This window comes from Dictyoglomus turgidum DSM 6724 (genome assembly GCF_000021645.1).
GTDB classification, from domain to species: domain Bacteria; phylum Dictyoglomota; class Dictyoglomia; order Dictyoglomales; family Dictyoglomaceae; genus Dictyoglomus; species Dictyoglomus turgidum.
Genome location: NC_011661.1, coordinates 693144 through 707563 on the forward strand (window position 1 = coordinate 693144; position 14420 = coordinate 707563).

The 14420-nt window shown below is 34.6% G+C and carries 15 protein-coding genes and 1 other annotated feature; of the genes, 12 read left to right on the forward strand and 3 right to left on the reverse strand.

Going from position 1 to position 14420, the window contains the following annotated elements:
- Positions 1-2 precede the first annotated feature (2 nt).
- Positions 3-1010, reverse strand: coding sequence for a M20/M25/M40 family metallo-hydrolase (locus tag DTUR_RS03460; protein WP_012583052.1), 1008 nt, complete (start codon positions 1008-1010; stop codon positions 3-5).
- An 89-nt stretch (positions 1011-1099) separates the two neighbouring features.
- On the opposite strand from DTUR_RS03460, the gene nth reads away from it, so the two are divergent.
- Positions 1100-1732: an endonuclease III gene (gene nth, locus DTUR_RS03465; protein WP_012583053.1), complete on the forward strand. Its 633-nt coding sequence runs from the start codon at positions 1100-1102 to the stop codon at positions 1730-1732.
- A gap of 31 nt (positions 1733-1763) precedes the next feature.
- On the opposite strand, the gene DTUR_RS03470 is transcribed toward nth, so the two are convergent.
- The gene (locus tag DTUR_RS03470) at positions 1764-2894 is read right to left on the reverse strand and encodes an aldo/keto reductase (RefSeq protein ID WP_012583054.1); all 1131 of its coding nucleotides are present in this window, start codon (positions 2892-2894) and stop codon (positions 1764-1766) included.
- A gap of 156 nt (positions 2895-3050) precedes the next feature.
- Between DTUR_RS03470 and DTUR_RS03475 the strand changes: the two genes are divergently transcribed.
- Genes DTUR_RS03475 through DTUR_RS03485 form a run of 3 tightly spaced genes read left to right on the forward strand, consistent with a single transcriptional unit; the run spans position 3051 to position 5351 of the window.
- On the forward strand, positions 3051-4067 hold the full coding sequence (locus tag DTUR_RS03475; RefSeq protein ID WP_012583055.1) for a zinc-dependent alcohol dehydrogenase family protein: 1017 nt from the start codon (positions 3051-3053) through the stop codon (positions 4065-4067).
- A gap of 4 nt (positions 4068-4071) precedes the next feature.
- Positions 4072-4488, forward strand: coding sequence for a hypothetical protein (locus tag DTUR_RS03480; RefSeq protein WP_012583056.1), 417 nt, complete (start codon positions 4072-4074; stop codon positions 4486-4488).
- Positions 4485-5351, forward strand: coding sequence for a metallophosphoesterase (locus DTUR_RS03485; RefSeq protein WP_012583057.1), 867 nt, complete (start codon positions 4485-4487; stop codon positions 5349-5351). Before DTUR_RS03480 ends, DTUR_RS03485 begins: the two co-directional genes overlap by 4 nt.
- Here DTUR_RS03485 and DTUR_RS03490 read toward each other — a convergent pair.
- Positions 5322-6485, reverse strand: coding sequence for an ROK family transcriptional regulator (locus DTUR_RS03490; protein WP_012583058.1), 1164 nt, complete (start codon positions 6483-6485; stop codon positions 5322-5324). The two genes, DTUR_RS03485 and DTUR_RS03490, sit on opposite strands and share 30 nt — an antisense overlap.
- A 163-nt stretch (positions 6486-6648) precedes the next feature.
- On the opposite strand from DTUR_RS03490, the gene mnmA reads away from it, so the two are divergent.
- The 8 genes from mnmA (at position 6649) to trpA (ending at position 14406) form a co-directional block, all read left to right on the forward strand.
- On the forward strand, positions 6649-7698 hold the full coding sequence (mnmA, locus tag DTUR_RS03495; RefSeq protein WP_278007868.1) for a tRNA 2-thiouridine(34) synthase MnmA: 1050 nt from the start codon (positions 6649-6651) through the stop codon (positions 7696-7698).
- A 76-nt stretch (positions 7699-7774) separates the two neighbouring features.
- Positions 7775-8048, forward strand: a binding site (T-box leader).
- Between the two features lie 64 nt (positions 8049-8112).
- Positions 8113-9510, forward strand: a complete 1398-nt coding sequence (locus DTUR_RS03500; protein ID WP_012583060.1) for an anthranilate synthase component I family protein — start codon at positions 8113-8115, stop codon at positions 9508-9510.
- Position 9511: 1 nt separating this feature from the next.
- Positions 9512-10090, forward strand: a complete 579-nt coding sequence (locus DTUR_RS03505; RefSeq protein ID WP_012583061.1) for an anthranilate synthase component II — start codon at positions 9512-9514, stop codon at positions 10088-10090.
- On the forward strand, positions 10083-11093 hold the full coding sequence (trpD, locus tag DTUR_RS03510; RefSeq protein ID WP_012583062.1) for an anthranilate phosphoribosyltransferase: 1011 nt from the start codon (positions 10083-10085) through the stop codon (positions 11091-11093). The genes DTUR_RS03505 and trpD overlap by 8 nt, the downstream gene beginning before the upstream one ends.
- On the forward strand, positions 11090-11866 hold the full coding sequence (locus tag DTUR_RS03515) for an indole-3-glycerol phosphate synthase TrpC (protein ID WP_012583063.1): 777 nt from the start codon (positions 11090-11092) through the stop codon (positions 11864-11866). The genes trpD and DTUR_RS03515 overlap by 4 nt, the downstream gene beginning before the upstream one ends.
- The gene (locus DTUR_RS03520) at positions 11842-12462 is read left to right on the forward strand and encodes a phosphoribosylanthranilate isomerase (RefSeq protein WP_012583064.1); all 621 of its coding nucleotides are present in this window, start codon (positions 11842-11844) and stop codon (positions 12460-12462) included. The genes DTUR_RS03515 and DTUR_RS03520 overlap by 25 nt, the downstream gene beginning before the upstream one ends.
- Positions 12443-13648: a tryptophan synthase subunit beta gene (gene trpB, locus DTUR_RS03525; protein WP_012583065.1), complete on the forward strand. Its 1206-nt coding sequence runs from the start codon at positions 12443-12445 to the stop codon at positions 13646-13648. The genes DTUR_RS03520 and trpB overlap by 20 nt, the downstream gene beginning before the upstream one ends.
- The gene (trpA, locus tag DTUR_RS03530; protein WP_012583066.1) at positions 13645-14406 is read left to right on the forward strand and encodes a tryptophan synthase subunit alpha; all 762 of its coding nucleotides are present in this window, start codon (positions 13645-13647) and stop codon (positions 14404-14406) included. The genes trpB and trpA overlap by 4 nt, the downstream gene beginning before the upstream one ends.
- Positions 14407-14420 lie beyond the last annotated feature (14 nt).

A 14420-nucleotide genomic window follows, 5' to 3' on the forward strand; every position in this document is an offset into this window, starting at 1 on the left:
TTTTATTCACCTCCTCTTGCAAGGAAAAAGCTCAGAAGTCTTGCGGTTTCCTCCATATCTCTTATGTTTACTACTTCATATGGGGTATGCATATATCTTAGGGGGATAGAAATAAGTAAAGTAGGAATGCCTTCTCTCGTTATTTGTATTCTATCGGTATCGGTATGGCTATGATCACCATTAGGTTCTATCTGATAATTTACTGAAAGTTTTTCGGCAAGATTTTTAATTTTATCGAAATACTCATAATTCACCATAGGGCCTATATCTAATACAGGACCTTTTCCTGTCTCAATTTTAGGATATGATGGTCTTAGGATGTCTCCGTGAGTCACGTCTAAAACTATAGCAAGATCAGGATTTATTTTATATGCAGCATTGACGGCGCCAGACACACCATCTTCTTCTCTCACTGAAAAAACGAAATAAATATCAGCATTGACTATAAATTGATTTAGTAGTTCCAATGTATAAAGGAGAGTGGCACAGCTTGCTCGGTTATCTAAGGCTTTTCCTGCGATATATCTTTCATTCAAATCAAAAGCTTCTGAGTCAAAAGTAGCAAGATCACCTATTTGGACACTATCACTTTTGTCGAGCACATCTATAAAGAGGTCATCGAAAGTAATGTTTTTTTGTCTTATTTCCTCATTCTGTAGATGGGGTTCTAACATGCCTACTATACCGTACGAAATGCCTTCTTTAGTGTGAATTCTTAGCCTTTGAGAGATTACAACCTTAGGATCTACTCCTCCAAAGGTGTGGATACGAAAATAATTTCCAAATTCCTTTTTTGTTATCACAAAAGCAATTTCGTCGGTGTGAGCAAATAAGGCTATTTTTCTTCCATCACCCTTTTTCCTCACAATAAGATTTCCATGATTATCTATGAGGGTTTTTACAGGGGCAATTTTTTCTGCCACATCTTTAATATACTTAATCACTGGAAACTCGTATCCTGAGGGTCCATCCAAATTTGATAGATTCTTTAATATCTCTTTGACTTCCACCCTGAAGCCTCCTTTCTTTTAAAGTTATATTTTGATTATACATGTTTATGCTAAACTTTAGTAGTTTGATTATGGAGGTGGGAGATAATATGGATAAAAGGGAGCAAGTAATAGAGATACTCAAAAGGTTGAGAACTATTTATGAACCTAAAATTGCTCTAAAATTTTCTAATCCATGGGAACTTCTTGTAGCTACAATACTTTCAGCACAAACCACCGATGAAAGGGTGAATATGGTTACAGAAAAGCTTTTTAAAAAATATAGAAGTCCAGAGGATTATTTAAAAGTTTCTTTAGAAGAGTTAGAACAAGATATAAGGTCGGTAAACTATTATAAAACGAAGGCTAAAAATATTAGAGCCTGTGCTCAAATAATTGTAGAAAAATACAATGGTAAAGTTCCAGATACTATGGAGGAACTTTTAAAGCTTCCTGGAGTTGCGAGAAAAACCGCTAATGTAGTGCTTTCCGCGGGTTATGGAAAGAATGAAGGTATTGTGATAGATACCCATGTAAACAGGCTTTCTAAGAGGCTTAATTTAGGGAAGGAAAAAAATAGGGACAAGTTAGAACAGGAATTAATGAAGATTGTCCCAAAAGATGAGTGGGCAAATTTTTCCTATCTTTTGATCCATCATGGAAGAAACGTATGTAAGGCAAAGAATCCAAAATGTGATGAATGTATATTAAAGGATATCTGTCCTTCAGCATTTAATGAGTAGGAGGGGAACATAAGAGTTCCCCTCCTAAATTTTAATAAGATAATGTATTATGAACCATTTCTAAGAGATCTCTTATGGCAAGACCCTGAGGACATTTAGTCTCACATTCTCCACACTTCTTACAATTTTCAGCTCTCTCTTCAGGTTTCATAGCATTATTATATTCCCATCTTGGGGCGCCCCAATCATCATATCTTACACCTTCATTGTAAATATAGAAATTCCTTGGTATATCTACCCCATATGGACAAGGCATACAATATCTGCATTGAGTACAATCTATAGCCCTTCTTCCTAAGAAGGCAAGTCTAACTTTTTCTATAAATTCAAGATCCTCTTTAGAAAAGATATTTACTTCTGCTTTATCTGCGATTTCTAAGTTTTCTTTGACTTGGTCTAAGGTGCTCATTCCGGAAAGAGCAAGCGAAACTTCTTTGTGGTTCCATACCCAAAGTAATGCCCACTCTACAGGAGATCTTTTTGTAGGATATTTTTCTATGAGTTCCATCACATCCTTAGGTGGTCTAGCAAGCCTTCCGCCTCTTAGAGGTTCCATTACTATGACTCCTATCCCTTTTTTACCTGCATATTCTAATCCTTCTTTTCCTGCTTGGTAGTCTATGTCCATGTAATTATATTGAATTTGGCAGAAATCCCAATCATGAGTATCGATTATTTTCTTAAAGGTTTCAAGGTCATCATGGAAAGAAAAACCAAAATATCTTATGAACCCCTTTTCTTTCATTTTTTCTCCCCATTCAATGGCTCCGAGGTTATATATTTTTTGCCAGCTATCTTTGTTCAAAGCATGAAGGAGATAAAAATCTATGTGATCAGTATCGAGTTTCTTAAGCTGCTCATTTAATAATCTATCCATATCTTCCTTCTTGTTTACAAACCATACAGGAAGTTTTGTGGCAAGGTAGGTTTTTTCTCTATAACCATTCTTTAATGCTTTTCCAACTAATATCTCACTCTGCCCTCCATGATATCCATAGGCTGTATCTACATAATTTACTCCGTGATCAATGGCGTATCTTATCATCTCTATAGCTTTTGGTTCATCAATTTGAGATTCTGTTCCTAGTGTGGGGAGTCTCATTGCACCAAACCCAAGTACTGAAACGGTTACGTCAAGCTTTCCCATTTTCCTGTACTTCATTCTTATCCCTCCTTAATTTTGTGATAATTTCTTGCTGATTTTATATCAGTGGAAATACTATAAAGTAAATGTTTTTTACAATTTTAAATTTTACTATATCATGTTTAAATTGTAAAATATAATCGATTAATTTATTTTTTAGCGGGGTATGTTAGTATGATTGCAGCAGTATGGAAGAATAGAAGAATATCCTTAGAGAATTTACCTAATCCTATCATTGAAAAAGGTGATGAAGTTATTATTAAAGTTCTTGCTTCGGGCATATGTGGCACTGATCTTCATGTGTTTTCAGGAAAGGCATATGGCAAAGATGGAATAATAAGGGGACACGAATTCTCAGGAAGAGTGGTTGAAGTAGGTAAAGAAACTAAAGGGATAAAGGTAGGAGATCTGGTAGCTGTTGACCCTAATATAACTTGTGGCTATTGTTATTTTTGTAAGAGGGGAGAAGTAAATCTTTGTGAGAATCTTATTGCTTTAGGTGTAGATATAGATGGAGGTTTTGCAGAATACTGCATAGTGCCTTATAAACAGCTTTATGTTTTTTCTAGCAAAATCTCCCCTGTAGAAGGAGCAATGATGGAACCTGTGGCATGTGCTCTTCATGGAATTGAGAGATTAAATATTAAATCGGGGGATGTAGTGCTTATTGTAGGAGGAGGCGCCCTTGGATTGATATTACTGCAACTTGCAAAACTTTCTGGGGCTTCTAAGGTCTTTTTGGTGGAAAAGGTAGAATGGAAAAGAGAGATTGCAAAAGAGCTTGGGGCTGATGTGATTATAAGCCCTGAGGAGAATGTGGTAGAGATTATTAAAGAGAATAATAAAGGGAGAGGGGTAGATGTGGGAATTGAGGCGGTAGGAAAAGGGGAGACTGTGAGACTTACCTTGGAAAATGTAAGAAGGGGAGGAAAAGTTTTAATATTTGGAGTATCCTCTCCTGAGGATTTAATTAGCATTTCTACCTATGACATATACTTTAAAGAGTTAACTATTATGGGCTCTTTTGTTAATCCTTTTACCAATTCAAAGGCTCTCTCCCTTATTGAAGAGGGGAAGATAAATGTGAAAAGAGTTGTTTCTCATGAGTTTCCTATAGAGAAGATAGAAGAAGGAATAAAGATGGGGCTTTCTGGGGATGCTTTGAGGGTAATGATAACTTTTAAGGAGTGATAAAATGGTATTTGATATTATATGTACGGTTACTATTTTAGGGCTTGCTTTAAAGGGAATAAAAGAATTATTTTTTAACAGGCTTGCCTTAATTGTTTCTTTAATAATTGCTTTTTCTTTATCCTCAGTGCTTATGCCTATTTATGGGGAGTATATAAGACTTCCCATAAATCTCTCTTCTAATATATCAAGTTTTATATTAACTTTTATTCTTGCATATCTTCTTCTAACTCTTCCTGGATTCTTTTTAAAAGTGGCTGTTGGAGGTATTATTCTTATAATAATTTATGGGGTTATTTTGAACTTTATTCCTTTAGAATATCAGAAAATGATTGTCCAAAACTCTTATATTTATTCTTTTATAAAGCCCATAGTTTGGTATATATTGATTCTCTTTAGGTTTTTGAGAATTATTAAATGAAGATCTTTGCAATTTCTGATCTTCATATTGATTATCTAAGAATTCGGAGAGGGCTTAAGATTTTTGAAGAGAGGGAATTGCTAAAAGATTTTTTAAAGGAACTAACAAGTAAAGATGTTGATGTTTTTGTCTTTGCTGGAGATATCTCTGCTAAGTTGTGGGAAGTAGAATTATTTTTAGAGGTATTTAGAAAATTTTCAGGATTAAAGATCTTCGTTCCAGGAAATCATGATATCTGGAGGGAAGGTGAAATTACCAGCGATCAAAAGTATTACAAAATTCTTCCTGAGCTTTGTAAAGGGTATGATTTTATATATTTGCCCTTTAAACCCTTAGAATTTAGTAATTTAGCTATAATAGGGACTATGGGTTGGTATGATTATTCTCTTGGGGATAGTTATTATAGTAAAAGGGACTTTGAAAGGGGAGAGTATAAGGGTATTAGATGGAGAGAGACCTATTGGAAGCTTGTGAATTTTTATAACCATGAAAAAGTACTTAGAAATGAGGAGATTTGCGAGTTAATATATGAGGAGTTTCAAAATAGTCTTTTAAAAGTGGAAAAAAGTATAGAAAAAATTGTTATAACCCATTTTATTCCTTTTGAAGAAATCTTGCCTATTAAGAATTTCTTTTCGGCTTATCTTGGGAGCAAAAAATTTGGAGATGTCATTGTTGCAAATAATGTAGGCAAAGTTATATGTGGACATGAGCATAAAAGTGGAGTCTTTTATGTGAGCAATATAACCGTATATAAGCCTGCTATTGGATATGCAGATTCCATTGAGTCTTTAATTTCTAAGTATAGACAAAACTCTATACTGATAGAGATATTAGATAATCACAGGCTTAGTATGATATAACTCTAAGGCTCTATATATGGCTCCATAGACTACTGTTTTTGGATAGAGAGCTGAAGGTATGATTTTTACAGGAACAGGCAAATAATATTCTATAGTTGGCTTTATCTTCCGCATTAAAATATTTAGGAATTTTCCTACTATTCCACCTACTATTATGACTTCAGGATCAAGTACACTTACCATGTTTACTATAGCCTTTCCAAGGTATTCCCCGATCCTATCAATTAATACTTTTATTTCTTCAACCTTGTTGTAATCATCGAAGATTATTTCCAAAAGAGTATATTTGGAGTCGAAGGATTTTGCTTTTTCAATGATTCTTGCTCCCGAAGCAACCCATTCTAAGGCACCTAAGGGAGTATATTCTACGCCAGGAAAGTTTTCATGGTGACTATCCACTACCATATATGAGATTTCACCAGCAAACTTATTACTTCCTTCATAAAGTTTACCATCTATGACAATTCCCGCACCTATTCCTGTACTTAGGCTTAAATATACTATATTTTTAAGACCTTTTCCTGCTCCTTTCCACATTTCACCCATTACAGCCGTATTCACATCATTCTCTAAAATTACCTGAGTTTCTGGAAAAGCTTCTTTTATTAAATTCTGAAGAGGAGCATGATTCCACTCAGGTAGGTTTGGTGCGAAGATTAGTTTTCCCTCTTCTATAATACCAGCAATTCCTAAGGCAATTACTCTTATATTCTTCTCTTCAACACTGTTTTCTTTTAGAAATTGCTTTATTATGTCAATAAAGTTTTCTGGTTTCATCATATTTTTTTGCCGTAAATCATTAAGAGATAACACCTTTTCATATAAAATCTCTCCACACAGATCTGACAAGGCAAAGCGCATGATAGATCCTTCTATGTCTCCTGCAAGAAAATATCCATGTCTTGCATTATACTTTAAAAGAATCCCTTTTCTTCCTTTAGAACCTTTTCCTTTTCCTACTTCAATAACTAATCCTTCTTTTAATAACTCTTTTATATGGGTAGAGACAGTGGGACGACTTAATCCTAATCTTCTTGCAATTTCTGCACGGGATATAGGGCCTTCTTCTCTCAATAATTTCAAAATTTGTCCTTTATTAACTTCATCAATTAATTGAGGTCTTCCTATCTTCATATTTTCTTCTCCCCATAAATAAAATTTTTAAATTAAAAATATAACGAAAGAAAAATTTTGTCAAGGAAAAATAAAGATATAATTTAAATTATAGTATTTAACTTATGTTTATTTGTTAAGTTTGACTTTTCAATGAAAAAATCTTATAATTTATAAAAAATCCATACTTAAAAGGTATAAAATGTCTATTAAAGTAGCAGTAGGAATGAGTGGCGGTGTGGATAGCTCCATAACTGCATACCTTCTTAAAAAAGAAGGGTATGAAGTTATTGGTTTAACTATGAACATTGCTTATTCTTCTTCTATTAAAGATGCAAAAAAAGTTGCAGAATATCTTAATATACCTCATTTTTTTGTAGATCTAAAGAATGAATTTGAGGAAAAGATAATAAAATATTTTGTGGAATCTTATAAGCATGGTTATACTCCAAATCCGTGTGTCTTCTGTAATAAATTAATAAAATTCGGACTTCTTCTTGAAAAGGCTAAGGAACTTGGGGCAGATTTTCTTTCAACAGGTCACTATGTAAGAAAGGTCTGGGATGAGGAAAGGAAAACATATCTCCTTATGAGGGCTAAAGACCTAAAAAAGGATCAGTCTTATTTTCTTGGGATGTTAACTCAGGAACAAATTAAAAAGACTCTTTTCCCTTTAGGGGAGCTAACAAAGGAAGAAGTAAGAAAAATAGCTGATGAGCTTGGGATTTTTGTGGCTAATAAAAAGGAAAGTCAGGATATTTGCTTTTTGCCTGATAAGGATTATAAGAGATTTTTGAGTAAATATCTTGAAGATAAGCCAGGAAAAATTATTACGGAAGATGGAAAAGAAGTGGGTTATCATAGTGGAGTTTTCTCTTTTACTATAGGTCAAAGAAGGGGTTTAAGGGTTGCTTTAGGAGTGCCAGTTTATGTGAGAGATATTGATCCTAACACGGGGAATGTTACCGTAACAGATAGAGAGAAAGTATTTGGAAAAGAAGTTTATGCTGTTAATGTAAATTATCCTTCATATTTTCCAGAGAAAAGAGAATTGAGGGCCTATGCTATGATAAGGTATAATATGAAACCTTCTCCTGGAGTATTGAAGATTGTTTCAGAAAAAGAAGTTTTATTTATATTTGATGACCCTCAGTGGGCTATTACTCCAGGGCAAATCCTTGTCTGCTATTTAGATAATCATGTTCTTTGTGCAGGTATAATTGAAAGAAAGTAAATTTTTGAAAACCTATGATTTGAAAATTTTTTATTTTTGTATTATAATTTATGACACAATTTAAGAAAGTTTTGTTTTAAAGGCTGAGAACAGGAGGAGTAGCTCCCAAGCGGGATCCAGAGAGGCCGGGTAAGGTGGAAGCCGGCTATCTGCGCAGGGAGTGAATGGGCCTGGGAGCTGCATACTGAAAGGGAAGATAATGTTCTTCCTGAGTAAGCTATGCCGGAGTAGCCACCGTTATCAAGGCGAAGGGTATCGGAGGCGATGTGGTACTCCCGTACCCGAGAACGAGATGGGCAATGTAGCCCAAGAAAGGTGGCACCGCGAGAGTAAACCCTCTCGCCCTTTTAAAAGGGCGAGAGGGTTTTTTATTTGGAAGGTTTTTAAAACTCTTTTAGGGAGGTGGTCCCAATTGTGGAGAAGATTTTATCAACAAAAAACTATGTACCGATAATTTATGATTTTCCAGGAGATTTTGAAACTCCGTCTAGTTTGCTTTTTAAAGTAAGGGATGAAGACTTTTTATTTCTTTTAGAAAGTGCAGAGGGTGGGGAGAGAGTTGGTAGGTATTCTTTCATAAGCTGGAGGCCCAAAGAAGTTTTAACCTTTAATAATGATGTAAATTTTGACATTTTGACATATCTTTCTGAAAGATTCCCTGTGGTTAATGTTAAAAATGGGAAAATTTTACCAAGATTTGTTGGAGGATTGGTAGGTTATTTTGGTTATGATTTGGTTAGGCAGTGGGAAAAGCTCCCTAATTTAACCCATGATCCTATTGGATTTCCCTTGGCAGAATTTCAGGTGGTAGATTTTTTAGTGGTTTTTGATCATCTTAAAAGGAGAATAAGCGTGATTTTTCTTATACCCGAAGAGGAAATAGGTAATTTTGAGGTAAAAGATAGAATAGAAGAAAAAATCTCAGAGATTAAGGAAGTTTTAAAGAAACCAGTAGGAAATCTTTGTAAAGCAAACATTAATGCACAAATAGAAAATTTAACTTCAAAGGATGAATACGAGGAGAATGTTAAAAAAGCTATAGAATACATAAAAGCAGGAGAGATATTTCAGGTGGTATATTCCCAAAGATTTTACACGAGATATGAGGGAGACCCTTACCTTCTTTATAGGGCTTTGAGGTTTGTAAATCCTTCTCCTTATATGTTCTTCTTAAAGTTTAAGGATAGATATTTAATTGGTTCTTCTCCTGAAGCTCTTGTAAAAGTTGAAGAAGGGAAAGCAGAGATAAGACCTATTGCTGGTACAAGAAGAAGGGGGAAGGACGAGGAAGAAGATATATCTCTTGAAAAAGAACTTCTTAGGGATGAAAAGGAAAAGGCTGAACATACTATGCTTCTTGATCTTGCAAGAAATGATCTTGGAAGGGTTGCAAAGATTGGTACTGTAAGGTGTGAAAATCTGATGCATGTAGAAAAGTACTCTCATGTAATGCATTTAGTAAGCACTGTTACTTGTGATGTTAGAGAAGGCATTCACCCTCTCGAGGTTCTAAGAGCTTCCTTTCCTGCAGGCACAGTATCTGGAGCTCCAAAGGTTCGAGCTATGGAGATAATAGAAGAACTCGAGAAATATCGTAGAGGTCCTTATGCAGGAGGAGTTGGTTATTTTTCTCTAAATGGTAATTTAGACACTTGCATAACTATAAGGACATATCTCTTAAAAGGGAAAGATCTATTTATCCAGACAGGAGCTGGTATTGTTTATGATTCTATTCCAGAAAGAGAATATAAGGAATGTATAAATAAAGCTAAGGCTCTTTTTGAAGCCATAAAGATTGTGGGGGATATTTAATATGGTGCTTTTAATAGATAATTACGACTCTTTTACTTACAATCTCTATCAGTATGTAGCTGAGTTTTGTAAGGTAAAGGTATATCGAAATGATAAAATAACTATTGAAGATATTTATAAATTAAATCCTCAGGCAATTATCATCTCTCCAGGACCTTCTATTCCCGAAAATGCTGGAGTAAGTATTCCAGTAGTAAAAGAATTTAAGAATAAATTGCCAATTCTTGGAATCTGCCTTGGACATCAGGCTATCGCTGCGGCTTTTGGAACCAAGATTGTAAGGGCACCTGTTCCTGTGCATGGGAAAGTTTCTTATATTTATCACTCTCAAAATCCTATCTTTGAGGGTATAAATAATCCTTTTGAAGCAACAAGATATCATTCTCTTGTAGTGGACATAGATTCTTTGAGCTCTTCTTTAAAAGTTATAGCCTGGACCCAAGACAAACTTATCATGGGGATTCAATATGAGGATAAACCAGTGTATGGATTGCAGTTTCATCCTGAATCTATATTTACAACTTTTGGAAAAAGAATAATTAAAAATTTCCTAAAAATAGGGGGTGTCATATATGGTTAAAGAATTTTTGAAAAAGATATCTGAAGGAAAGCATTTAAATTTTGAAGAGGCAAGAGAAATAGTACTTAGTATTGATAGGGAAGAGATTACAGAGGCACAGCTTGGAGCTATTCTTCTCGGTTTAAGGTTAAAAGGAGAAAATCCAGAGGAGATAGCTGGTTTTGTGGATGTACTCCATGAAAAGGCAAAAAAAGTACCTAATAAGACTCCAGCTATAGATGTCTGTGGTACAGGAGGAGATAAATCAAATACTTTTAACATCTCCACTGCTGTAGCTTTTACTCTTGCAAGCTTAGGAATTAAAGTAGCAAAGCACGGTAATAGAGCTATGTCAAGTAAAGCGGGTAGCATTGATGTGATTGAGGCTTTGGGCTTCAAATGTAGCGATAATCCTGAAGAAATTGCAAAGGACATAGATGATAAAGGAATAGGCATAATCTTTGCACCCTATTTTCATCCTGTGGTAGGTAAAGCGGTAAAGGTGAGAAGAGAACTTGGTATTGGAACCATATTTAACATGGCAGGTCCTATGTTAAATCCTGCTAATTTATCTGGACAAATTCTTGGGGTTTACTCAGAAAAAGTTATGCATAGAATGGCAGAAGCGTCTTTAATCTTGAAAAAAGATAATATTTTATTCTATCACGGTAAAGATGATGGAATTGATGAGATCTCTTTGTCTGGAAAAACTGTTTTTGCCTATTTAAAAAATAGTAAAATAGATTATTTTGAATTTTCTCCTGAGGATATTGGAGTAAAGAGATATCAAAGAGAAGATTTTAATGGTGGAGATGCTCAGGAAAATGCCAAGATATTAGAGAACATTTTTAAGGGTAGAGCAAAAGAGGCTCATATTGACATTGTGGCAGTAAATAGCGCTTTTGCCCTTTGGGTTTTAGGAAAAGTAAAAGAGGTAAAAGAGGGCTTTGATATGGTAAAGGATCATATCATGAAAGGAAAAGTATATGAATATATTGAAACCTTGAGGGGGAAGACCGCATGAATATTTTGGATAAACTTGTAGAGGAGAAGAAAAAAGTAATTTTCAATAAAATATATAAAATACCTAATAGCTTTCCTGAAAAGGAAAAGGACTATTTTTATAAAGTTTTAAGCAAGGATAGATTCAATATAATAGGAGAAATAAAACCTGCTTCTCCTGTGAAGGGAAAACTTCTTTCTCTAACCGTTTCTGAGATGGCAAGGATATACGATGGCGCTAAGGAAATATCTGCTATATCGGTCCTTACTGCTGAGTCTTTTTCTGCAAGTATGAATAATCTATCTTTGGTAAGGAAGATTACTCAGAAACCTTTGTTACAAAAGGATTTTATTCTTATACCTGAGCAAATTTACGAAGGAAGACTCCTTGGTGCTGATGCAATCTTACTCATAGCAAGGATACTTTCTCAGAGTGATATTAAGGCTTTGTACAATCTTTGCTTGAGGCTTGATATGGAACCCATAATAGAGGTTTACAATGAAGAAGATTTAGAAAAAGTAATTGATTTAAAACCAAGAATTATTATGATAAACAATCGAGATCTTACAAGTTTTAAAGTAGATATTAATAACACCTTAAGGTTATTGCCTCATATACCAGCAGATACTTTTGTGATAAGCGCCAGTGGTATAAAAGATGGAGAAGAAGTAAAGATTCTTTATGAGCATGGAGTAAAAGGTATTCTTGTTGGAGAAAGCATTGTGATCTCACAAGATCCTCAAAAGAAAATAGAGGAACTTTTTGAGGGATGTGGATTAAAATCTGTGGAATAACAGATATAATAAGTGCTTTGCATTGCGAAATGGAGAAGGTGAATGCCATAGGTTTAGTTTTTGTTCCATGGTCTCCCAGATTTATATCCATGGAACAGCTTAAAAAAATGTCCCCCCATCTTAAGAGAATTAATATAATGAAAATAGGGGTATTTGCAGGAAATTCTGAAGAAGAAATAAAAGAGGTTTTGGAAATTCTTCCTCTTGATGGGATTCAATTTCATGGGAATGAGGATCTTTCTTTTTTAGAAAAGTTTAAAGAATATTTCTTGATTAGGGCTCTAAATATAGATGAAGAAGTTGACTTAGAAGAGAATATAGAAAAATTTTCCAAATTGGCTTATATTTTGCTAGATAAAAGCAAGAAATCAGATATGAGTTTTGAAGAATTTATAAGAAAGGTAAAAAATTACGTGGATAAGAAGGTGATTATAGCAGGAGGTATAAATGAGAGTAATGTAGATATGGCTTTAGAGCTTGATCCGTTTGGTTTGGATCTTTCCAGTGGTGTTGAAATAGAAAAAGGCAAAAAAGATCTTATTAAGATATCAAATTTTATGAGAAAGGTGAGAGATTATGAGAAAAATAGACTTTAAAAATCTTCCCGATGAGAGAGGATACTTTGGAGAATTTGGAGGAAGGTTTGTTCCTGAGACTTTAATGGAACCATTACTTCAGTTAGAAGAAGCTTATAATAAATACAAAGATGATGAAGAATTCAAAAAGGAATTAGGTTATTATCTTAAAACCTATGTGGGAAGACCAACTCCTCTCTATTTTGCAAAAAATCTCTCAGAAAGGCTAAATGCAAAGATATACCTAAAGAGAGAAGACTTATGCCATACAGGAGCTCACAAAATAAACAATGCTGTAGGACAAGCACTACTTGCTAAATACATGGGAAAAAGGAGACTAATCGCAGAGACGGGTGCAGGACAACATGGTGTTGCTACTGCTACTGTAGCTGCACTTTTTGGTTTTCAGTGCACAGTTTATATGGGAGAGGAAGATTGTGAAAGACAAAAGATTAATGTCCTAAGGATGAAACTCTTAGGTGCAGAAGTAGTTCCTGTAAAGGTTGGTTCAAGGACTTTAAAAGAAGCAATAAATGAGGCATTGAGGGATTGGGTAGCACATCCTGAAGATAGTTATTATCTTTTGGGATCAGTAGTTGGTCCTCATCCTTATCCCATTATTGTAAGGGATTTTCAAAAAATAATAGGCGAAGAAGCCAAGAATCAGATATTAGAGATAGAAGGAAGACTTCCTGATTATTTGATAGCCTCCGTAGGAGGAGGAAGCAATTCTATAGGACTTTTTTATCCTTTTCTTGAGGAAGATGTAAAGATAATAGGAGTTGAGGGAGGAGGAAAGGGGTTAGGATCTGGCTTACATTCTGCAAGCATAAATTTTGGAAAAGTAGGGGTTCTTCACGGGGCTAAGATGTATCTTATACAAGACGAAAATGGGAATGTTTCTCCTACTCATTCCATATCTGCTGGTTTGGATTATCCTGGGGTGGGTCCTGAACATAGTTTCCTTGCTCAGATTGGAAGAGTAAAATACGATATAGCTACTGATGATGTGGCATTGAAGGGTTTTTTGACTCTTTCGGAGTTGGAGGGAATTATTCCTGCTCTTGAGAGTGCTCATGCCATAGGATATGTAATAGAGCATAGAAAAGATTTTCCTGAAGAAGAACCTATTATAATAATCAACCTTTCGGGAAGAGGAGACAAGGATTTAGGAATAATAATAAATTACATGGGGGAGAAAGAATGAGCAATTTATTAGAAAAATTCAAAAATAAAAGTAAATCTCTATTTTTTATTCCCTTTTTTGTTTCAGGATTTCCCAGTTTTGATTTTTTGGAGGTTTTTTTATTGAAGAACAAGGATAAGATTGATATACTTGAGCTTGGGGTTCCTTTTTCGGATCCAGTGGCTGATGGTCCCGTTTTACAGGAGATAAATTACAGGGCGATGGTAAGGGGAGTAAATTTAAATAGTACTCTTGATTGGCTTGTGAGGTCGGGAGTTTCGAGAAATATTGATGTTATTCTTCTACTTTATTTTAATTTAATTCAGAATAAGCTTGAAGAGAATCTGAAAAGATTCAAGGATACGGAGATTAAAGGATTAGTTATACCTGATCTTCCTATGGAAGAGGCAGAAACTTTAATTCCTCTATTTAATAAATATAACCTTGATCTTATTCTTTTTATTTCTCCTACCACAAGGGATGAAAGGATGAAAAAGATTTTAAAAATGGCTCCAAGTTTTCTTTATTGTATCTCTGTCAAAGGAGTGACAGGAGAAAGAGACAAACTTCCTGAAGAGGGAGTGTCTTTTATAAGTAGGATTAAAAAAGAAACTGATAAACCTCTTGTTTGGGGTTTTGGTTTAAGTAATAGTTCTCAAATAGCTGCTTTAAAAGGCTTAGTTGATGGAGTAATTGTGGGAAGTGCTATAGGGAAGAGACTTTTAAATAATGAGGATATTCAGGAATATTTTGATGAGCTTTATAGAGCTACATTATGAATTTTTAGGAGGAC